Source organism: Salinigranum rubrum, from assembly GCF_002906575.1.
Lineage (GTDB): Archaea > Halobacteriota > Halobacteria > Halobacteriales > Haloferacaceae > Salinigranum > Salinigranum rubrum.
The window spans coordinates 3,607,087-3,625,947 of record NZ_CP026309.1 but is presented as its reverse complement, the minus strand read 5'-3'; the positions used below and the strand labels follow the sequence as shown (position 1 = coordinate 3,625,947).

Below are 18,861 nucleotides of genomic sequence, written 5' to 3'. Positions count from 1 at the left end.
CGTTTACGACTCGACGCGAGCGAGTCCCGGGGGCGACGGTACATTCATCACCGACGCGGGGGAGGTCACCGCATGGCCTACGAGACGCTCGACCTCTCGCTCGACGAGGGTATCGCGACGGTCCACCTCCGGAACCCGCCGGTCAACGCCATCGACCAGTCCGCGCGGGGAGAACTCGCCGAACTGCTCGACCGCCTCCGCGAACCCGACGTACGGGTCGTCGTCTTCGAGGGCGAACCGGACGTCTTCTCCGTCGGTGCGGACATCTCCCTGTTCGAGACGGCGCTGGAGTGGACGACCCAGGAGTTCCGACGGAACTCCCGCGTCCTCGGTCGGGTGTTCGACGGCCTCGAAGAACTGGAGAAACCGGTCGTCGCGGCCGTCGAGGGCACCTGCGTCGGCGGCGGCCTCGAACTCGCGCTCGCCTGTGACGTTCGAATCGCGTCGCCCGACGCGACGTTCGGCTTCCCCGAGCACAACATCGGCCTCATCCCCGGCCTCGGTGGCTGCTCGCGGTTCGTCGACCTCGTCGGCCCGGGAAAGGCGAAAGACCTCGTCTTCACCGGCGAACTGTTCGACGGGGCGACCGCGCACGACCTCGGCGTGGTCGAGCGTCTGGCGGACGACCCGAACGCGGCGGCAGCCGACTACGCCCGCGACCTCCTCGACCAGCCGCCGCAGGCGCTCGGCCTCGCAAAGCGCGTCGTGAACGCCTCGCGCGACGCCGACCGCGCGACCGCCGGGCTGCTGGAGTCGCTCGCACAGAGCACGCTCCTCGAAACGGCCGACCACCGGGAGGGACTGGCGGCGTTCCGCGAGAAGCGCGACCCCGACTTCTCGGGGGAGTAGACCGGACTCAGGGCCGCCGGCCGATGATGTTCGTCGCCTCCCAGGAGATGACGTCGTCGCCCTCCTGGTTTCGCCCCACGAGGCGGTTCTTCACGTAGCCGCGGTCCTCCCTGCTCTCGGAGGGACGCGTGTCGAGTATCTCGACCGACGCCGAGAGCGTGTCGCCCGGACGGACCGGGGCGAGCCACCGGAGTTCGTCGAGGCCGGGCGACCCCATGCTCGCCGTCTCGTTGAGAAACCCCTCGCTGAGGAGACGCATGCAGACCGCGGCCGTGTGCCACCCGCTCGCGATGAGGCCGCCGTACACCGACTCCCTGGCCGCCGCCTCGTCGACGTGAATCGGCTGGGGGTCGTACTGCTCCGCGAACTCCCGTATCTCCGCTTTCGTCACCGTGTAGCTGCCCAGTTCGACCCGTTCGCCGACCGCGATGTCCTCGTAGTGACGCATCGTCTCGGACGAACCGATTCCCTCGGGGATGATAAACGCTCGTGTCCCCCGCTCGGCAGCGCGTCGGTCGACGGCGTCGTTTCAGTCCTCGTACTGCTCGCGTTCGCGCTCGCGGAGCTTCACGCGCTGTATCTTCCCCGTTTCGGTCCGCGGGAGTTCCGCGACGAACTCGACCGCCCGCGGGTACTTGTACGGGGCGAGGGTGTTCTTGACGTGCGTCTGTATCTCGTCGATCAGGTCGTCGCTCTCCTCGACGCCCTCGGCGAGGACGACGAACGCCTTGACCACCTGGCCGCGCTCCTCGTCGGGGGTGCCGACGACGGCAACCTCGGAGACGCTGTCGAGTTCCTGGACGACGTTCTCCACCTCGGGGCCGGGGATGTTGTACCCCGAGGAGATGATGAGGTCGTCCGCGCGGGACTTGTACTCCAGCCTCCCGTCCTCGCGGTGGACGAAGATGTCGCCGGGGTAGCTCCAGCCGTCGACGACCGACTCCGCCTGCTTGTCGGGGCGACCCCAGTAGGTGATGCCCGTCGGGCCGCGGACGGCGAGCAGCCCCGCTTCCCCCCTGTCGACCTCCTCGCGGGTGTCGGGGTCGACGACCCGACACTCGTACCCCGGGACCGGAAACCCCGTCGCCGACGGGTCGACCTCGTCGGTGTGGCGGTGGCTGACGAAGATGTGCAGCATCTCGGTCGTGCCGATGCCGTCGAGGAGTTTGATGCCGTACGCGTCCTCGACGGCGTCGTACGTGCTGGGGGCGAGGGGCTCACCCGCGCTCATCCCGGCTCTGAGCGAGGAGAGGTCGTGCTCGTCGGGGGCGTCGGGGTGTTTCGCGAGCATCTGGTTGAACGCCGTCGGAATCGAGCAGAGGACGGTGATGCCGTGGGCCTCGACCGCTTCGAGCAGGTCGCCGGGCGTGGCGTTCTCGACGAGGCTCGTCGACGCGCCGAACCGAAGGGGGAAGGTCACGAGGTCACCGTAGCCGTACGCGAACGGGAGCGGCGGGTTCCCCCCGAAGACGTCCTCTCGCGTCGGTTCGAGACAGTAGCGGGCGTAGCTGTCAGCCGACGCGAGGAGCTGTCGGTGCGTGTGAATCGCCCCCTTCGGCCGGCCGGTCGTCCCGCTGGTGTACAGCATCAGCGCGAGGTCCGTGCGTTCGGTGTCGTACGCGTCCAGGGTCGAACCCCCCGATTCGAGCAGCGCGTCGTAGTCGTGGTACGCGTGGTCGACGCCCGCGCCGCGGTCGACGACGATTACCTCCTCCAGCGTGTCGAGGTTCGGCATCGCGCCCTCCACCTCGTCGAGCAGGCCGTCGTAGACGACGCAGTGGGTCGCGCCCGCGTCGTTGAAGATGTACTCCAACTCCTTGGCCCGCAGGAGCTTCATCGACGGGAGCGCGACCCCGCCGAGTTTCTGGACGGCCAGACACGCGACGACGGCCTCCGGTCTGTTGGGGAACCGGACCACGACGCGGCTCCCCGCCTCGACGCCAATCTCCGACAGCGCGTTCCCGAACCGGTTTACCCGTGACTGCAGGTCCGCGTAGGTGATCTCCTCGTCCTCGAAGTAGATGGCGACGTCGTCACCGCGGCCCTCCTCGACGTGCCGGTCGACCAGTTCGGTGGCGGCGTTGATTCGTTTCGGGTAGTGCGTCTCCGGGAGCGTGAAGAGCAAGTCCGGCATCGACTCCGCGTCCGGGAGCTTCCCCTCCGGAACCTGTGGCTGCATGACAGGGGAGAGTGTTTCGGCGGGGAATATAGTAGTTCCTACTAGTCGTTCGGGATAGATACGCGGAACCGCCTCCTCCGAACCGGCGGACGCGACGGAGGCGGTCTCGGAGTGGGGAGACGGGGGCGCTCAGCGCGTCCAGAAGCCGTCGGGGTCGAACGTCCGGATGAGGTCGAGTTCCTCCGCGGTGGGTTCGGGCGTGGTCTCGACCGCTCCGCCCGCGTCGCCCGTGAGGTCCGACTTCGCTCGGAGGTCCCACGGGAAGTCCTCGCGCACCTCGTCGAGGCTCACGCCGGGATGACAGCTCTTCACGTACAGTTCGCCGTCCTCGAAGCCGAACGACGCTTTCGTCGTGACCAGTGCGCTCGGACCCCCACCCGGGAGGCCCTCGCGCTCGCGCCAGTCGCCACCGTCGCCGTGACCGGGACTGGTGACGTATTCGACGCGCTCGACGAAGCGGCGGGGCTCGTGCGCCATCAGGACGACCGTCCGGTCGGCCATGCAGGCGATGTCGCAGGCGCCACCGCTTCCGGGAAGTCGAATCTCCCGGTCGCCCGCGTGGACGCGCGTTGTGTTGAGGTTCCCGTATCGGTCTATCTCCGCGCCACCGAGGAAGCCGACGTCGATGTCGCCGCGGGCGAGCCGGCCCATCACGTCGAGCATCCTCGTCGTCGACACCGCGCGGTTCAGGTTCGGGAGGTCACACATCGTGTGGATGAAGCCCTCCGCGGCGTCGCCGCGGACGACGCCGCTCTCGAACACCGACGTCGCGTTCGGCGCGTGCGTGCTGACCGCGACCTGGAAGGCGATGAGCGGCAACCGCATCCCGACGAACGCCACGTCTCCATCGGAGATTTCGCGGGCGGCCGCGCTCACCATCAGTTCCCGCGCCGTGTACTCGTGGTCCCCACCCACACCCTCACTGGCCATAGGTCACCTCCGCGGCGACGGTCGGTTCCTCGACCGAGAGGTCGCGGTCGATCTTTTCCATGTACGCGGCGCGGTCGTCGACGCCGTACACCCACTCGTCGAGCCACGCGGCCGCGTCGTCGGGGTCGCGGGTCGACTCGGCGTATTCGAGGTAGAAGTCGTTGTCGCGGTGGTACCGCCCGGCGAGCGGGGAGGGATGTGCGCCGAAGGGAACCTCGACGACGGCGTCGACCTGCTCGCGGGTGATGCGGGTCCGACTCGGGTCGCTCGTGATGACCGACTCGTCGACGACCTCTTCGGCGGTGACGACGACGCGGTCGGCCGCCCGGACGCCCTCGTACGTGACGCCGGTGTTCCCCCAGAGGTGGGCGTCTCCCGCGGGCGAGGCGCGCTGGACGTGCACGAACGTCCAGTCCGGGGCGATTGCGGGAACCTGGACGACCCGCTCGCCCTCGAAGGGGTCCTCGGTGACGCGCAAGTGCGGCTCCGCGGCGATGTCGCTCCCGAGCAACGAGCGCGTCGGGAGGTACGGCACGCCCAGTTCCGCCGCGTGGAGCGAGAGCGCGATGGAGAAGTTCGAGTGGTTCTCGACGTCTATCTCCCCGCCTTCGACCGCCCGGCGGTAGTTGTAGCCGCTGCCGGCGCTGACGTTCCCGACCCACGCGGCGCGTACCTGCGAGACGAGGTCCGCGGCCACGAACTGGTCGAAGAGGACGTCGCTGATGGGGCCGACGAGCGTCAGGTCCTCGACCCCCTGTCTGATGAGTTCGTGCCCGGCGGCGGAGGGGATGGCGTGTTCGAGCGCCAGTCCGGCGGCGACGGTGCTCCCCCGGTCGATCCGGCCGATGGCCTCGGCCATGCTGGTCGTCTTGTCTGCCGGCATGGCTCAGAGGCCGCGGGCAGTCCTCATAAATCCACGCCCGTCGGCAGCGGACGCCCGACCGTCGTCGCCCACGACGCCCGCGGCCGGCCCCGCCCCGACTCTCGATTCGACCCCCGGACACGTGCCAGCGTGTGCCACGAAGCCAGCCTGCAAAGATATAAATCCCCGGAATAATAGTGACACTCATGAAGGACAGGGCGTACTTCGAGAGACGCGAGTTTCTGAAAGCGACCGGTGGCGTCGCCGGCCTCGGGCTCCTGGCGGGGTGCTCGGGGAACGGTGGAGAAAGTAGCGGTGGCGGCGGCGAAACCGAGAGCGGTGGCGGCAGCGACGGTGGTGGTAGTGGCGATGGTAACGGCGGTAGCGACAGCAACGGTGGCGGCGACGGGGGCGAGAGCACCAGCAGCGGCGGCGACGGGGGGTCGGGTGACCCCCTCGTCATCGGCGCGCTCCAGCCGCTCTCGGGGCCGTTCACCCCGTGGGGCAACGCACACAAGGCCGGGCTCTCCTTCGCCGTCGAGGAGATCAACGCCGACGGCGGCGTCATGGGGCGCGAACTGACGGTCGTCGAAACGGACACCGGGAGCGACGCCGCGGCGGCCGATTCCAGCTTCCGCCGGTTCGTCGAACAGGAGAGCGCCGTGGCGGTGACCGGCCCCGTCTCCTCTGACGTCGGTATCCGGACCGCACGCACGGCACAGGACCTGGAGGTCCCGCTCTTCCTCCACATGTCCGGGTCGAACGAGGCCATCACTCCGGAGACGACATACACGTTCCGGGTCGGCCTGCTCCCGGCCGCGACGACGATGCAGGCGCAGGCGGCGTTCGTCGAGGACGCCGGCTACACGCGCGTCGGCGCCATCATCGGCGACTACGCGTGGGGGCGCTCGGTCGAGAGCGGCATCCAGGAGCACTTCGGCGTCGACGTCGACATCCGCGCCGCACCGGTCAGCGCGAGCGACTTCCGGTCGTTCATCCGGCAGTTCCCACAGGACCTCGAGATGATGATCGCGACCGGCCACCCGCCGGGGTCGCTCTCCATCGCGACCCAGCTAAACGAACTCGGCTACAGCCCCGAGGTAATCACCGGTCCGAGCTTCCCGCCGGGCGTCATCGCCGGCGCGCTCGGCGACCTCGCGTTCGAGGGCGGGTTCACGCACGTCCACAACACCGACGTCTACTCCGACGAGTTCGCCGAGGTCGCTCAGCGGTTCGGCGAGGAGCGGAGCGCGCAGTTCGACACCCACACCGCGTACGGCTACGTCACCGGGAAACTGATCGCGGCGGCCATCGAGGACGCGGGCTCGGCCGACCCGACCGCCATCGCCGACGCCACCCGGAACATCGAGTTCGACACGCTGTTCGCCAACCCCATCCAGTACTCCGAGAACGGCGAACTGGCGAACCAGGTGCAGATTTACAGCCAGCTTACGCCGGAGGCGCCGTCGTACTACCCGGACGGGGATTTCGGCTTCGAAGAGCAGTTCCGCACCGACGCGCTCCCCGCGCTCGCTCCCGACATGTGAGCTGACCCGGGACGAAACAGCCCCGCCGGGGAGACGAACCCCGGTCGGTACGCCCCCTGTCGCCGCCAGCCGTCACACTGCCTCGACGGTCGCTTACCTCACGGTCGACCGTTGGGAGTTCCGAAAGGTATACGTCACTCACCGCATCTGGTATGAGCAACTCATGGTAACGGTCAGCACACTGCTGGGTGTCGCGGTCGACGGCCTCGCGTTCGGGGTGTTCCTCGCCCTGCTCGGCGTCGGCATCACGCTCGTCTTCGGCCTCGGCGAGGTGCTCAACCTCGCAATCGGCGCGTTCGCCGTCCTCACCGTCCTCGTCGCCACCGTGGTCGTCAACGCGGGACAGGGGCTCGTCGTCGCGGCCGTCGTCGCGCTCGTCGCCGTCACGGCCTTCGGACTCGTGGTCGACCGGACGCTCCTCTCGCTCGTCTACCGCTCGGAAGGGGAGGAACGCATCCTCCTCGGCATCTTCACCACGCTCGGACTCACGGTGTTGCTCGACGGCGTCCTCATCAACTTCTTCCCCTCCCGGTACACGCTCCCGCTCGACGTCGGCACCGTCTCGCTCGGCGGCGCGGTCCTCACCGGCAGTTCGCTCGCCGTCATCACCATCGGCGTGGTGGTCCTCGGCGCCCTGTTCGCCTTCCTCCGGGGCACGTTCCTCGGGAAGGCCACCCGGACCGTGTTTCAAGACGAGCGCGGGGCCCGCCTGGTGGGGGTGAACCCCCGCAAGATACGCACGCTCATCTTCGTCCTCTCGGCGGCCGTCGCGGGCCTCGGCGGCCTCGTCTTCGCCGTCGGCTCCGCGGTGTCGGTCGCCAGCGGCTTCCAGTTCACCACGTTCGCGCTCATCATCTCCATCGTCGGCGGCGTCCGGAGCCTCGTCGGCGCCATCACCGCCGGCGTCCTCCTCGGCCTCGTCAACCAGTTCGCCAACTTCTTCGTCGGCTCGTACATCGCCACGATCATCCTCTTCACCGCCGCAATCGTCGTGCTCCTCGTCCGCCCGGAGGCGATCTCATGAGCGACCGTCCCTCCTTCGGCGTCGAGGCGCGGAACGTCCTCCTCGTCGCCGCGGTGTTCGCCCTCGCGCCGCTCCCGGTGCTCGGGAGCAGCTACTACGAGAGCGTGCTCGCGCATCTTGTCCTCATCGCCCTCCTGGCGGTGGCGCTCAACATCGTCTTCGGCCACACCGACCAGCTCTTCCTGTTCGTCGGCGGCCTCGCCGGCCTCGGCGCGTACGCGACGGGCCTGACGGCCGACGCGCTCGGCGTTTCCGCGTGGCTCACGCTCCTGCCGGCGGCCGTCCTCTGCGGCCTCGTCGGCCTCGCCGTCAGCTGGGTCGCCGCCAAGCGGAACTTCACCGTCGTGCTCATCTCCATCCTCACGCTGAACCTCCAACTCGTCTTCACCGAGGTGTTCGTCGGCGCGCGCGACATCACGCGCGGCTCGACCGGCTTCCCGTACGAGTACTTCTCGCTCGAAGTCGTCGCCAGCGCGGTCGGCGTCGGGGAGAAACTCGTCCTCTACTACCTCGTCGTGCTCCTCCTCGTCCTGACGCTGTTTCTCTACCTCCGCCTCGTCCACTCGAAGTACGGCGTGGCGTTCGACGCCATCCGCGAGGACGAAATCGCCGCCGAGTCCATCGGCATCGACGTCGTCCGGTACAAGACCATCGCGGGCTTCATCGGCGCGTTCCTCATCGGCCTCATCGGGGCGTTTTTCGCCCGGGAGTCCGCGTACATCCTCCCCGGGAGCTTCACGTTCCTCGCCGTCGACGTCATCGTCCTCATCGTCCTCGTCGTCGGCGGCCTCCGCACCACGCTCGGCCCGGTCGTCGGCGCGACCATCGTCGTCGCCATCGAGGAGTTCCTCTCCTCCGCACAGAACCTCCAGTCGTGGCGGACCGCCATCTTCGGCGCGCTCCTCATCGTCCTCTTCTTGTACTTCCGCCGGGGCGTCGTCCGCTCGGCGCGCGAGACGCTCGTCGACTTCGGCCTGATGGACGAGGGACGCGAGGGCGGGGGCGGCGGACCGACGACCGACGGCGGGCGGTAGCCGCTCCTCCACCTCGCGCCGTTCTCGCGGGCTGGGAACCGTGCCCCCGTTCTATCCTCGTCGCCGTCGAACTCCCGTTCATGTCCAGTGACGACCTGGCAGAGGCCCGCGGCACCCGGATGACCGACGAGGCGATAGACGACTTCCTCAGCGAGCAGGGGTTCGGCGCGCTCGCGCTCTCGGACGGCGGCCGGTCGTACGCCGTCCCCGTCTCGTTCGGCTACGACGCCGAGCGGGAGCGGTGTTACCTCTCGCTCGTCCGGTTCGGCGACGACAGCGAGAAGCTCCGGTTCGCCGAGACGACGACGTCGGCCGCGCTGTGCTGTTTTTCGGTGGCGTCGCGGTTCGAGTGGCGAAGCGTCGTCGTCCGCGGCCCGCTCGAACCGGTTCCGGAGGACGAGCGCGACCACGCCGAGTCGGTGATGGACGACAACGCGTGGTTCCCCAGTCTCTTCCCGCCCACGGAGCCGATTACGGCCGTCGAGCGGGTCGCGCTTGCGATGGAGGAGGTGTCGGGCCGACGTTCGGGCTGACCGCGAGTTAGAGATACGCTTGCTTGATGTGCTCGGATTCGAGGAGCGCCGCACCGGTGTCCTCGGTGACCATCTCGCCGTTCTCCAAGAGGTAGGCGCGCTCGGCCAGTCCGAGCGCCTTGTGGACGTGCTGTTCGACGAGGAGGACGGTCACCTCGTCGCTGATCTCCTCTATCTTCTCGAACACCCGGGTCGTGATCTGGGGGGCGAGGCCCTCCGACGGTTCGTCGAGCGCGAGGATCTTCGGGCGAGCCATCAGTCCCCGGCCGATGGCGAGCATCTGCTGTTGGCCGCCGCTCATCGAGCCTGCCCGCTGCTCTTGGCGCTCTTCGAGGATGGGGAAGAGTTCGAACACCTCTCGCATCGTCTCGCGGAGTTCGGCGCGCTTCGTGTACGCTCCCATTTCGAGGTTCTCGCGGACGGTCATGTCGCCGAAGAGGTTGCGCTCCTCGGAGACGTGGACGAACCCCTGTCTGACGACCTCGGAGGGGTCCATCCCGGCCACGTCCTCCCCCCAGGCGGTGACGCGCCCGTCGTCGACGGGGTGGAGGCCGGACATCACTCTGAGGAGCGTCGACTTCCCCGCGCCGTTGGGCCCGACGATGGCGACGACGCTGTCCTCTTCGGAGATGTGGAACGAGAGGTCCCACAGCACCTGAATGTTCCCGTACGAGACGTCGATTTCGTCGACTTCGATCACGCTTCGTCCCCCAGGTACGCCTCGATGACCGTCTCGTTCGCGCGGATCTGCTCGGGGGTGCCCTCCGCGATTTTCTTGCCGGAGTTCAGGACGATGATGCGGTCGGCGACGCCCATGATGGCGTCCATGATGTGTTCGATCCAGAAGACGCTCACGCCGCGTTCGTCACGAAGTCGACGGATCGTGTCCGTGAGCCCCGCGATTTCGCCCGGCGTGAGTCCGCTCGCGATCTCGTCGAGGAGGAGCAGTCGCGGCTCCGAGGCGAGCGCCCGCGCGAGTTCGAGTTGCTTCTTCTGGGCGATGGGGAGGTTGCTGGCGAGGGTGTCGGCCTTGTCGTCGAGACCGATGAATTCGAGCGCCTCCCGACCGCGCTCTCTGGCCTCCTCGGTCGAGGGCGAGGCGTCGGAGCCGAACATCGCGCCGGCCGCCGCGTTCTCCAGGACGGTCATCTCGTCGAACACGCGGACGATCTGAAACGTGCGGACGAGTCCGCGCCGGGCGATGAGGTGGGTGTCGAGGCCGACGACGTCGGTTCCGTCGAACTCGATTCGCGCACCCGGTTCGGGTTCGTGGACGCTCGTGATGGTGTTGAACAGCGTCGTCTTGCCGGCGCCGTTGGGGCCGATGAGGCCGACGATCTCCCCGTCACCGATGTCGAAGCTGACGTCGTCGACCGCGACCAGCCCCCCGAACTCCTTGCGGAGGTCGGTCACTGATAACATGATACTCACAGTCCCCGCCAGCACTATAACGCTTTCTCGACGCCGACCCGTGCCGGAACCGGCTGGTGTCTCCCGACTGACGCGTCCGCGCGTCCTACGGTGGCTCGACACCGTTCGGCCGAACCGTTCCTGTTCCTCCCGTTCCGAACCACCTCGACGGGACCGTTCAGCCCAAGTCGACGTAGCCGAACGAACCGGGACGGGTGGGACTGAAAGGGGCCGGTCTCTCGGCGAACCCGGACGAGACACGCACGCGAGCGAAGCGAGCGCGCGCAGCGAGTCCCGGGAGCCGAGAGAGCGGGGGCTTTCGAGGCGTGTTCGACTTCTCCACTGTCCCCTCTCCGACTACTGCTCCCGGTCCACACGCTTTTCTACACCGACCGCGACGGGAGAGACACGATGGGCGATGCGTACCTCATCGGGGCCGGGCAGTCGCCGTTCGGGTCGTTCCCGGACGAGACGTACCGGTCCCTCTTCGACACCGCGTTCGACCGCTGTCTGGGGAGCGTCGACGGCGACGTCGACCCCAGCGAGATAACCGAGGCGTTCGTCGGAACGCTCGGCGTCGGCGGCCGACAGATCGGCCTCAGCGGCCCCGCCGTCACCGAACACCTGGGGCTCCACGGGATTCCGACGACCCGCGTCGAGAACGCCTGCGCTTCCAGCGGCTACGCGCTCCGGAACGCCGTCGCCGCGGTGCGGGCAGGGATGGCCGACCTCGTCCTCGCCGGGGGTACGAGGTGATGACCGACACGAGCGGCGACCACACGAAGTGGTGGCTCGGCGTCTCCGGGGAGACCGAGTGGGAGCGTCTCTCGGGAACGACCTTCGCCGGCGTGTACGCACAGATGGCGAGCGCGCACATGGCCGAGTACGGCACGACGACGGAGGACCTCTCGCGCGTCGCCGTGAAGAACCACTCGAACGGCGCGCAGAACCCCGACGCCCACCTCGGCTTCGAGTGCACGCTGGAGGACGCGATGAACGCGCCCTCGGTCGCGGACCCGCTGAACCTCTACCACTGCTGTCCGACGACCGACGGCGCGAGCGCCGTCCTCGTCGCGAGCGAGGACCTGGCTCGAAAGCTCTCGGACGAACCCATCAAAATCGCGGGCGTCGGCGCGGCCAGCGGTCGCGTCGGCCTCTTTCAGCGCCCCTCGCTGACCTCGATTCCGGCGACGCGAACCGCCGCCGAGCGCGCCTACGAGGAGGCCGGGGTCTCCCCGACCGACCTCGACTTCGCGGAGGTCCACGACTGCTTCGCCATCGCGGAACTGCTCGCGTACGAGGATCTCGGCTTCTGCGACCCCGGTGGCGCCGGTGAACTCCTCCGGGAGGGCCGCACCGACCCCGACGGCGACCTGCCGGTGAACACCAGCGGCGGCCTCAAGTCGAAGGGTCACCCCATCGGCGCGACGGGGACGGGACAGGTCGTCGAGGCGTTCAAGCAGTTCCGCGGGAAGGCGGCGGTCCAGACCGACGACCCGCAGTACGGTCTCACGCACAACGTCGGCGGGTCCGGAGGCGGCGTCACGGTCCACGTGTTCGAGCGGGCCGCGGAGGTGGGGTCGTGACCGCTGGTGAGGGCAGGAGAGGAATCGTCGCCGCGGGCGTGTACGTCCCGCGGGCCCGCGTCACGAGCGAGGCCGTCCGGGAGGCCTGGGGCACGTTCGCGGGGAAGGGCATCGACACCGCTGCGGTCCCCGCGGGCGACGAAGACGCGCTGACGATGGGCGTCGCCGCCGCGCGGCGCGCTCTCGACAACGCGTCGCTCGACCCCACCGATGTGACGACGGTGGCGTTCGCGACGACGACCCCGCCGCTCGCCGAGGAGGGACTCACCCCTCGGCTGGGACGGGCGCTGGGACTCTCCGAGACGGTTCGCGGATTCCACCACGGGCAGAGTACGGCCGCCGGCGCGGACGCGCTGGAGACGGCGCTCTCGGCGACCGGCCCCGCGCTGGCTGTCGTCGCCGACGCGCCGACGGGTGACCTCGGGGGCACCGACCACGCGATGGGTGCCGGCGCGGCCGCGTTCGTCGTCGGCGAGGACGCGCCCGTCACCGTCGTCGGCCGCGCGGCGGCGACGGACGAGGCACCGGGGCTGCGCCTCCGCGAACCCGGCGGAGAGACCACGTCGCTCGACATCACGAGCTACGAGCGGGGAGTCGTTCGAGAGACCGTCCGCCGGGCCGTCGCCGGTCTCGACGTCGACCCCGACGACGTCGGCGGCGCTGCCGTCCACCAGCCGAACGGGTCGCTCCCGTACCGCGTTGCGGGCGAGGGGATTCCGACTTCCGCCGTCGCCGCGGGCCTCGTCGTCGACCGCATCGGCGACGCCGGCGCGGCGACCGTTCCCATCGGCCTTGCCGCCGCTCTCGAATCCGTGGATGAGTCGACGCCGGCCGACGGAGTGACGCTCGCCGCGTTCTTCGGGAGCGGATCGAGCGCTGTCGCCGTCGCCTTCGAGGGGAGTCTCGACAGCGACGAGGCGGTGACAGTCGACGGCGATGCGGACGAGAGCGAGAACGAGGGGGTGAGCTACGTCGAGTCGCTCCGCAAGCGCGGACGCCTCGGCGACGGCGACGTCGCCGGCGGCGGGGCGAACGTCTCGCTCCCGAACTGGCGGCGCACGCTCGACGGCCGATACCTACACACGGCCGGTCGGTGCCCCGCGTGTGACGCGCTCTCGTTCCCCGGCGAGGGTGCCTGCGACGCCTGTCACGAGCGCGTCGAGTTCGAACGAGTCCCGCTCGAACGCGAGGGAACCGTCGAGGCGCGGACGGTCATCGGCCACGGCGGCGCGCCGCCGGAGTTCGTCGACCTCCAGCGGCGCGAGGGCGCGTACGGCGCGGTACTGGTTCGACTCGCCGCGCGCTCGGGCGGGGGGTCGGTCGTCGTCCCCGCCCAGGTGACCGACTGCGACCCGGGTGACGTCGCGGTCGGTGACGCCGTCCGGACGACCGTCCGCCGAATCTACACGCAGGAGGGCGTGTCGCGCTACGGGGCGAAGTTCGTGCCGGCGGAGTCGACGGAGACGGGTCGGTGACGACCCGAACCGACCGCCTGCACGACCGCGTCCGCGTCGAGTACCGGACGGACCGCGTCGCGTGGGTGGTGCTCGAACCGGGCGACGAGTCGATGAACAGCTTCACCGCCCCCGTCGTGGATGCGATGCGCGAGGGTGTCGCGGTCGCTGCCGAGCGCGCGCGGGTCGTCGTCCTCCGTGGGGAGGGGGGATTCGCCGTCGGCGCGGACCTCCGGCATCTCCGCGAGCAACCGCCCGAGTCGCGTTCGGAGGTCGTCGACGACATCGTCTCGGCGTCGAACGAACTCGTCACCGCCATCCGCGCCGTTCCCGCGCTCGTCGTCGCCGCGGTCACCGGTGTCGCGGCCGGCGGCGGGTTCGGTTTCGCGCTCGCCTGCGACCTCGTCGTCGCCCACGAGGAGGCGACGTTCGACGCGGCCTACGCGCGCATCGGACTGACCCCCGACAACGCGACGCCGTTCTTCCTCGCGCGACTCCTCGGGCCGTACCGCGCCCGGGAGGTGCTGTTCTCGCCCGACCCGCTGTCCGCGGAGGAAGCCCGTGACTTCGGCCTCGTCTCGGCCGTCTACGACGGGTCGCCCGCGGCGTTCGACGACCAGGTCGCAGGGTTCGTCGAGCGGTTCACCCGCCATCCTCCCTCCCTGGTCGGCGAGACGAAGGCGCTCGTCGACAGCGCCCTGGAGACGAGTCTGGACGAACACCTCGCGCTCGAACGCGAGGCCGTCGTCGCGGCGAGCGGGACCGACCGCTTCGCGGAGGGCATCGACGCGTTCTTCGACCGGCGCGACCCCGACTGGGCCTGACTCGCGCGTCTCTCACGTCTCCCGGTCGGGATGGGCGTCGAGCGCCGCGCGCTGGAGGCGGCGCCCCTCGTCGGTCACCACGTCGAGGTCGGGGACGGGCGTCGGCGTGTTCGCGTCGTCGACGGCGACGTACGTCGCGTACGAACTCGTCGTGAGTTCGGTCTCGCCGGTTCGTGGGTCCTCCCGGAAGGCTCTGAGCCGGACCTTGACGCTCGTCCGACCCGCCTCGTACACGTACGACTCGACGAGCGCCGTCTCCCCGACGGGGATGGGCCGCTCGAAGTTCAACTCGTCCATCTTCGCCGTCACACACGTCTCGCCGGCGAAGCGCATGGCCGAGAGGCCGCCGAGGCCGTCGAGCCACTTCATGACGTTGCCGCCGTGTGCGCTCCCGAAGTTGTTCGAGTGGTTCGGCTGGACCTCCCAGCGGTTCTCCAGGTACGTGTCCATCAGCGTCGGCATAGGGCGTCGTTCGCCGCCCCGGCTGAAAACCTCTCGCCCGCACGGTGAATCGTCTCGACGATGCGAAGCTATTTGCCGCCCGCTTCGCGTCGTACACGACATGACCTCCGACCCTGTCACGCTCGACGTCTCCGCGGGCGTCGCCACCGTGACCATCGACCGCCCCGACCGGAAGAACGCCCTGTCAGCGGCGGTCGCCGGCGCGCTCGCCGACCACTTCTCGGCCATCGACGACCGCGACGACGTCCGCTGCGTCGTCGTCACGGGGACGGGCGGGGCGTTCTGCGCCGGCGGCGACATCGAGCGGATGCGCGAGCGGGCCGACTCCGACGCCCCGGTCGACGACCACGTCCGCGAACTCCAGCGGACGGTGAGCCGAGGGGTCGCGAGCGTCGCCGCCTGCTCGCTCCCGACGGTCGCACGGATAGACGGTCCGGCGGTCGGTGCGGGCGCGACGCTCGCCATCGCCTGCGACCTCCAGGTCGCCTCCGAGTCGAGCGTCGTCGGCTTCTCCTTCCGACGGGTCGGTCTGAGCGTCGACTCGGGCGCGTCGCACCTCCTGCCCCGGGTGGTCGGGGTCAACACCGCCAAGCGCCTCGTGTTCACGGGCGAACTCCTCTCGGCGGCCGAGGCCGAAGAACTGGGCCTCTTCACGCACGTCTTCGACGACGACGAGTTCGACGAGCGCGCCGACGAGGTGGTCGAGACCGTCGCCGAGGGGCCGACCGTCGCGCTCAGACACGCGAAGCGCCTCCTCGACGAGGGTGCGCGGAAGCCGTACGAGCAGGCCGTCAGGGACGAGGCCGTCGCCCAGGGCCTCGTCTACGACTCCGATGACCACGCCGAGGGTGTCGAAGCGTTCCTCGACAAGCGCGACGCCGAGTTCGAGGGGCACTGAGCCCGCACGTCGGCCGTCGGAGAACGTCGATGGCGGGCTTCGGACACCGGCGGGAGCGGACGGGCGAGGTGTGGTGTTTTATGCCCTCCGCGTCGTGGGTAAGGCGACGATGCAAGTGTGTGTACTCGGCGCGGGGACCATGGGCCACGGCATCGCGCAGGTCGCCGCGATGGCCGGCCACGACGTCCGCCTCCGCGACATCGAACGGTCGTACGTGAACGACGGACTCGACGCCATCCGCTCGAACCTCGACGGCGGGGTCGAACGCGACAAACTCTCGGCCGACGAGGCCGACGCGGCGTTCGACCGCATCGAGGGGGTCACCGACCTCGAAGCCGCGGTGTCGGGCGCGTCGCTCGTCGTCGAGGCCGTCCCCGAAGACATCGACCTCAAGCAGGAGACGTTCCGCGACGTCGAAGGGTGCGCCGACGAGGAGACGGTCATCGCCACCAACACCTCGTCGCTGTCGGTCACGGAGATCGCGAGCGTCCTCGATTCGCCTGCCAGAGCCGTCGGCCTCCACTTCTTCAACCCGGTCCACATCATGGGCCTCGTCGAGGTCGTCCTCGCCGAACAGACCGACGCCGACACCCGCGCGTTCGCGCTGTCGTTCGTCGACGACATCGACAAGACCGCGGTCGAGGTCAGAGACGCGCCGGGCTTCGCGTCCTCCCGACTGGGCGTCGCCCTCGGCTGTGAGGCCATGCGGATGGTCGAGGAGGGGGTCGCCTCCGCGGACGACATCGACGCTGCGATGGAACTCGGCTACCGACACCCGATGGGGCCCCTCGAACTGACCGACGTCGTCGGCCTCGACGTCCGCCTCGACATCCTCGAATACCTGCGGGAGGAACTCGGCGAGCGCTTCCGGCCCCCGCAGGTGCTCAAGCGGAAGGTCCGCGCCGGCAACCTGGGCAAGAAGAGCGGCGAGGGGTTCTACGTCTGGGAGGACGGCGAGGCGGTGCGGCCCGCCGACGGCGACACGGGAGGGGACGGCGCGTGACCGACCTGCCGCACGCCGACGACTGCGACCTCGTTCGGTGCTCGGTCGACGACGACGTCGCCCGGGTCACCATCGACCGACCCGACGCTCGGAACGCGCTCAACGGCCAGGTCCGGACCGAGTTGAAACGGGTCGTCGGCCGCATCGCCGAGAGCGACGTCCGCGTGGTCGTCCTGACCGGCGCGGACGAGGCGAAGGCGTTCGTCGCCGGCGCGGACGTCTCGGAACTCCGCGAGCGCGACACGTTCGAACAGCGCGAGGCGAGCCGACGCCCCCGGGTGTACGAGGCCGTCGCGGACCTGCCGCAACCCGTTATCGCCCGCCTCAACGGCCACGCGCTCGGCGGCGGCTGCGAACTCGCGCTCGCCTGTGACGTCCGCGTCGCCCACGAGCGGGCGAAGATCGGTCAGCCCGAAATCAACCTCGGGCTCATCCCCGGCGGTGGCGGCACGCAGCGTCTCCCCCGGCTCGTGGGAGAGGGACAGGCGATGCGGCTCGTCCTCACCGGCGAACTGGTGTCGGCCGAAGAGGCGCGGGAACTCGGGCTGGTGGACGTCGTCTGTTCGGACGAGGAGTTCGACGCTCGCGTCGACGACATCGCCCGCTCGATGGCCGACAAGTCACCACTCGCGCTCGAACTCGGGAAGGAAGCCATCAAGGCGAGCAGTCGTCTCGGCCTCGAAGACGGCCTCGACTACGAGGCGAACCTGTTCGTTCAGCTCTTTTCGTCCCACGACAAGAACGAGGGCATCGACGCGTTCTTCGAAGAGCGCGACCCCGAGTGGAAGGGGCGATAGCGTTCGGGAGCGCCCGGCTGCGTTCCGAGTCCCCGTCAGGGTTCGCTCATCCGGAGGACGGGCTTGATGGTGTCACCGGACTCGGAGTCTTCGACGGCCTGCTCGATGTCCTCGAAGTCGTAGTACGTGACGAGTTCGTCGAACGGGAACTTTCCTTGCCTGTAGAGTTCGATGAGGTCCGGGATGAACTGCTGTGGGTCGGAGTCGCCCTCGACGATGCCGGTGATGGTGCGGCCGAGCAGGATGAGGTTGTTCACGTCGTAGCTCGCCTCGGTGCCCAGTGCCGGCGCGCCGATGATGCCGAGCGTCCCGCGGTGGGCGAGGGCTTCGACGGCCTGTTCGGCTACCTGCGGCACGCCGGTCGTCTCCAGCGCGTAGTCGGCGCCGCCGCCCGTCAGTTCCTGGACGTGTTCGACCACGTCGTCGACCTCCTCGGGGTTGACGGTGTGAGTCGCGCCGAGTTCGGCCGCCTTCTCCAGTCGGTTGGGCTTGAGGTCGATGGAGAGTATCTCGGTACAGCCCTTGATGCCCGCGGCCATCACGGCCGACAGTCCCACGGAGCCGGCCCCGAAGATGGCGATGGACGACCCCGCCTGCGGGTCGAGCGTGTTGATGACGCCGCCCGCACCGGTCTGGATGCCACAGCCGAGCGGCCCCAGGAGTTCGAGGGGCACGTCGTCGTCGACAGGGACCACGTTGCGCTCGGTGGCGATGGCGTACGTCGCGAACGACGACTGGCCGAAGAACCGCCCGCTGATGGTCTCTCCCTCCTTCGAGAGCGGCGAGGTGCCGTCCGACGGCCGCGACCCGCCGAAGTTGTACGCGAAGAAGTCCTCGCAGTAGGCGGGGTGGCCGTCCCGACAACTCGTGCAGGTGTGGTCGAAGTCGAAGCTCAGTACGACCCGGTCGCCCGGTTCGACGGCCGTGACGCCCTCGCCGACTCGTTCGACCACGCCCGACCCCTCGTGTCCCAAGACGGCGGGAAGCGGCGTCGGATACATCTGGTCGCGGACGATCATGTCGGTGTGACACACGCCCGCGCCGACGACCCGGACGAGCACCTCGTCGGCCTGCGGTTCCTCTAGCTCGACTGACTCGATTTCGAACGCACCACCCTCCTCTCTGACGACCGCTGCGTCTATCTGCATGCATCCAATCCACGGAGCAATCTTACATAAACATTCGGAACGTTTTGTCCGGTCGCGGCGCTCCGACGGGTCGCGACTCCGTTCGCTCCCTCTCGCTCGCGTTACGTCGTTCGTGATGGAATAAGTTGTATCGAGCGAACCGACAAAGCTGTTCGATTAGACTAGATGCGTGATTTTCGCGGATGTATATCGATAAAAACAGCCACAACCGATAAACAAGTCGGAAACAGAACTAAACAAGTGAAGTGGTGGACTCATTGGTACAATTAATTATATTCGATCGACACGTGAGACTCGCTCGTTTCCGGCGGTCTCTCGGAA

General features: G+C 69.0%; 18 protein-coding genes and 1 pseudogene. 11 read left to right on the top strand and 8 right to left on the bottom strand.

All coding sequences use genetic code 11. The features are described 5' to 3' along the window. Nucleotides 1-72 precede the first annotated feature (72 nt). On the top strand, nucleotides 73-849 hold the full coding sequence (locus tag C2R22_RS17785; protein WP_103426950.1) for an enoyl-CoA hydratase/isomerase family protein: 777 nt from the start codon (nucleotides 73-75) through the stop codon (nucleotides 847-849). A gap of 7 nt (nucleotides 850-856) precedes the next feature. Here the strand turns inward: C2R22_RS17785 and C2R22_RS17780 are convergent, their stop codons facing one another. The 4 genes from C2R22_RS17780 to C2R22_RS17765 form a co-directional block, all read right to left on the bottom strand. Beyond that, the gene (locus C2R22_RS17780; protein ID WP_103426949.1) at nucleotides 857-1,297 is read right to left on the bottom strand and encodes a MaoC family dehydratase; all 441 of its coding nucleotides are present in this window, start codon (nucleotides 1,295-1,297) and stop codon (nucleotides 857-859) included. Between the two features lie 81 nt (nucleotides 1,298-1,378). Then, nucleotides 1,379-3,028, bottom strand: coding sequence for an acyl-CoA synthetase (locus C2R22_RS17775; RefSeq protein ID WP_103426948.1), 1,650 nt, complete (start codon nucleotides 3,026-3,028; stop codon nucleotides 1,379-1,381). A gap of 129 nt (nucleotides 3,029-3,157) precedes the next feature. Continuing rightward, nucleotides 3,158-3,958 (bottom strand): CoA-transferase subunit beta, encoded by an 801-nt coding sequence (locus C2R22_RS17770; RefSeq protein WP_103426947.1) that lies wholly within the window; start codon nucleotides 3,956-3,958, stop codon nucleotides 3,158-3,160. Then, nucleotides 3,948-4,841 (bottom strand): CoA transferase subunit A, encoded by an 894-nt coding sequence (locus C2R22_RS17765; RefSeq protein ID WP_245902808.1) that lies wholly within the window; start codon nucleotides 4,839-4,841, stop codon nucleotides 3,948-3,950. The genes C2R22_RS17770 and C2R22_RS17765 overlap by 11 nt, the downstream gene beginning before the upstream one ends. A gap of 185 nt (nucleotides 4,842-5,026) precedes the next feature. On the opposite strand from C2R22_RS17765, the gene C2R22_RS17760 reads away from it, so the two are divergent. The 4 genes from C2R22_RS17760 (at nucleotide 5,027) to C2R22_RS17745 (ending at nucleotide 8,958) form a co-directional block, all read left to right on the top strand. After that, nucleotides 5,027-6,367 carry an ABC transporter substrate-binding protein gene (locus C2R22_RS17760; protein ID WP_103426946.1) on the top strand — a complete coding sequence of 447 codons (1,341 nt, stop codon included), beginning with the start codon at nucleotides 5,027-5,029 and terminating at the stop codon, nucleotides 6,365-6,367. A 163-nt stretch (nucleotides 6,368-6,530) separates the two neighbouring features. Continuing rightward, a complete protein-coding gene (locus C2R22_RS17755; RefSeq protein WP_103426945.1) occupies nucleotides 6,531-7,391 on the top strand; it encodes a branched-chain amino acid ABC transporter permease in 861 nt (286 codons plus the stop codon). Further along, entirely contained in the window at nucleotides 7,388-8,425 is a 1,038-nt protein-coding gene (locus C2R22_RS17750) for a branched-chain amino acid ABC transporter permease (RefSeq protein ID WP_103426944.1), read from the top strand. The genes C2R22_RS17755 and C2R22_RS17750 overlap by 4 nt, the downstream gene beginning before the upstream one ends. 80 nt (nucleotides 8,426-8,505) lie before the next feature. Next, the gene (locus tag C2R22_RS17745; protein WP_103426943.1) at nucleotides 8,506-8,958 is read left to right on the top strand and encodes a pyridoxamine 5'-phosphate oxidase family protein; all 453 of its coding nucleotides are present in this window, start codon (nucleotides 8,506-8,508) and stop codon (nucleotides 8,956-8,958) included. 7 nt (nucleotides 8,959-8,965) lie between these two features. Here the strand turns inward: C2R22_RS17745 and C2R22_RS17740 are convergent, their stop codons facing one another. Both C2R22_RS17740 and C2R22_RS17735 read right to left on the bottom strand, forming a co-directional pair. Next, nucleotides 8,966-9,658: an ABC transporter ATP-binding protein gene (locus C2R22_RS17740; protein WP_103426942.1), complete on the bottom strand. Its 693-nt coding sequence runs from the start codon at nucleotides 9,656-9,658 to the stop codon at nucleotides 8,966-8,968. Continuing rightward, nucleotides 9,655-10,380, bottom strand: a complete 726-nt coding sequence (locus tag C2R22_RS17735; protein WP_103426941.1) for an ABC transporter ATP-binding protein — start codon at nucleotides 10,378-10,380, stop codon at nucleotides 9,655-9,657. The genes C2R22_RS17740 and C2R22_RS17735 overlap by 4 nt, the downstream gene beginning before the upstream one ends. A gap of 399 nt (nucleotides 10,381-10,779) precedes the next feature. Here C2R22_RS17735 and C2R22_RS17730 point away from each other — a divergent pair. The 3 genes and pseudogenes from C2R22_RS17730 to C2R22_RS17720 all read left to right on the top strand — a co-directional run bounded on the left by C2R22_RS17730 (nucleotide 10,780) and on the right by C2R22_RS17720 (nucleotide 14,232). Next, nucleotides 10,780-11,954: pseudogene (locus C2R22_RS17730) on the top strand (thiolase domain-containing protein). Further along, nucleotides 11,951-13,429, top strand: a complete 1,479-nt coding sequence (locus C2R22_RS17725) for a 3-hydroxy-3-methylglutaryl CoA synthase (protein WP_103426940.1) — start codon at nucleotides 11,951-11,953, stop codon at nucleotides 13,427-13,429. Before C2R22_RS17730 ends, C2R22_RS17725 begins: the two are co-directional and overlap by 4 nt. Beyond that, the gene (locus C2R22_RS17720; RefSeq protein ID WP_103426939.1) at nucleotides 13,426-14,232 is read left to right on the top strand and encodes an enoyl-CoA hydratase-related protein; all 807 of its coding nucleotides are present in this window, start codon (nucleotides 13,426-13,428) and stop codon (nucleotides 14,230-14,232) included. The genes C2R22_RS17725 and C2R22_RS17720 overlap by 4 nt, the downstream gene beginning before the upstream one ends. 12 nt (nucleotides 14,233-14,244) lie before the next feature. Here the strand turns inward: C2R22_RS17720 and C2R22_RS17715 are convergent, their stop codons facing one another. Next, nucleotides 14,245-14,694, bottom strand: coding sequence for an acyl-CoA thioesterase (locus C2R22_RS17715; protein WP_103426938.1), 450 nt, complete (start codon nucleotides 14,692-14,694; stop codon nucleotides 14,245-14,247). A 100-nt stretch (nucleotides 14,695-14,794) separates the two neighbouring features. Between C2R22_RS17715 and C2R22_RS17710 the strand changes: the two genes are divergently transcribed. The 3 genes from C2R22_RS17710 (at nucleotide 14,795) to C2R22_RS17700 (ending at nucleotide 17,392) form a co-directional block, all read left to right on the top strand. Next, complete coding sequence (locus C2R22_RS17710) at nucleotides 14,795-15,592, top strand: enoyl-CoA hydratase/isomerase family protein (protein ID WP_103426937.1); 798 nt, start codon at nucleotides 14,795-14,797, stop codon at nucleotides 15,590-15,592. Nucleotides 15,593-15,701: 109 nt separating this feature from the next. Further along, nucleotides 15,702-16,595, top strand: a complete 894-nt coding sequence (locus C2R22_RS17705; protein WP_103426936.1) for a 3-hydroxyacyl-CoA dehydrogenase family protein — start codon at nucleotides 15,702-15,704, stop codon at nucleotides 16,593-16,595. Further along, the gene (locus C2R22_RS17700) at nucleotides 16,592-17,392 is read left to right on the top strand and encodes an enoyl-CoA hydratase/isomerase family protein (RefSeq protein WP_103426935.1); all 801 of its coding nucleotides are present in this window, start codon (nucleotides 16,592-16,594) and stop codon (nucleotides 17,390-17,392) included. Before C2R22_RS17705 ends, C2R22_RS17700 begins: the two co-directional genes overlap by 4 nt. Nucleotides 17,393-17,427: 35 nt before the next feature. On the opposite strand, the gene C2R22_RS17695 is transcribed toward C2R22_RS17700, so the two are convergent. After that, a complete protein-coding gene (locus tag C2R22_RS17695; protein ID WP_103426934.1) occupies nucleotides 17,428-18,540 on the bottom strand; it encodes an NAD(P)-dependent alcohol dehydrogenase in 1,113 nt (370 codons plus the stop codon). Nucleotides 18,541-18,861 lie beyond the last annotated feature (321 nt).

What these genes read in the sequence shown, in the direction of transcription:
- C2R22_RS17785 (WP_103426950.1), top strand. Translation starts at nt 73, where the DNA reads ATGGCCTACGAGACGCTCGACCTCTCGCTCGACGAGGGTATCGCGACG.
- C2R22_RS17780 (WP_103426949.1), bottom strand. Translation starts at nt 1,297, where the DNA reads ATGCGTCACTACGAGGACATCGCGGTCGGCGAACGGGTCGAACTGGGC.
- C2R22_RS17775 (WP_103426948.1), bottom strand. Translation starts at nt 3,028, where the DNA reads ATGCAGCCACAGGTTCCGGAGGGGAAGCTCCCGGACGCGGAGTCGATG.
- C2R22_RS17770 (WP_103426947.1), bottom strand. Translation starts at nt 3,958, where the DNA reads ATGGCCAGTGAGGGTGTGGGTGGGGACCACGAGTACACGGCGCGGGAA.
- C2R22_RS17765 (WP_245902808.1), bottom strand. Translation starts at nt 4,841, where the DNA reads ATGCCGGCAGACAAGACGACCAGCATGGCCGAGGCCATCGGCCGGATC.
- C2R22_RS17760 (WP_103426946.1), top strand. Translation starts at nt 5,027, where the DNA reads ATGAAGGACAGGGCGTACTTCGAGAGACGCGAGTTTCTGAAAGCGACC.
- C2R22_RS17755 (WP_103426945.1), top strand. Translation starts at nt 6,531, where the DNA reads ATGGTAACGGTCAGCACACTGCTGGGTGTCGCGGTCGACGGCCTCGCG.
- C2R22_RS17750 (WP_103426944.1), top strand. Translation starts at nt 7,388, where the DNA reads ATGAGCGACCGTCCCTCCTTCGGCGTCGAGGCGCGGAACGTCCTCCTC.
- C2R22_RS17745 (WP_103426943.1), top strand. Translation starts at nt 8,506, where the DNA reads ATGTCCAGTGACGACCTGGCAGAGGCCCGCGGCACCCGGATGACCGAC.
- C2R22_RS17735 (WP_103426941.1), bottom strand. Translation starts at nt 10,380, where the DNA reads ATGTTATCAGTGACCGACCTCCGCAAGGAGTTCGGGGGGCTGGTCGCG.
- C2R22_RS17715 (WP_103426938.1), bottom strand. Translation starts at nt 14,694, where the DNA reads ATGCCGACGCTGATGGACACGTACCTGGAGAACCGCTGGGAGGTCCAG.
- C2R22_RS17710 (WP_103426937.1), top strand. Translation starts at nt 14,795, where the DNA reads ATGACCTCCGACCCTGTCACGCTCGACGTCTCCGCGGGCGTCGCCACC.
- C2R22_RS17705 (WP_103426936.1), top strand. Translation starts at nt 15,702, where the DNA reads ATGCAAGTGTGTGTACTCGGCGCGGGGACCATGGGCCACGGCATCGCG.
- C2R22_RS17695 (WP_103426934.1), bottom strand. Translation starts at nt 18,540, where the DNA reads ATGCAGATAGACGCAGCGGTCGTCAGAGAGGAGGGTGGTGCGTTCGAA.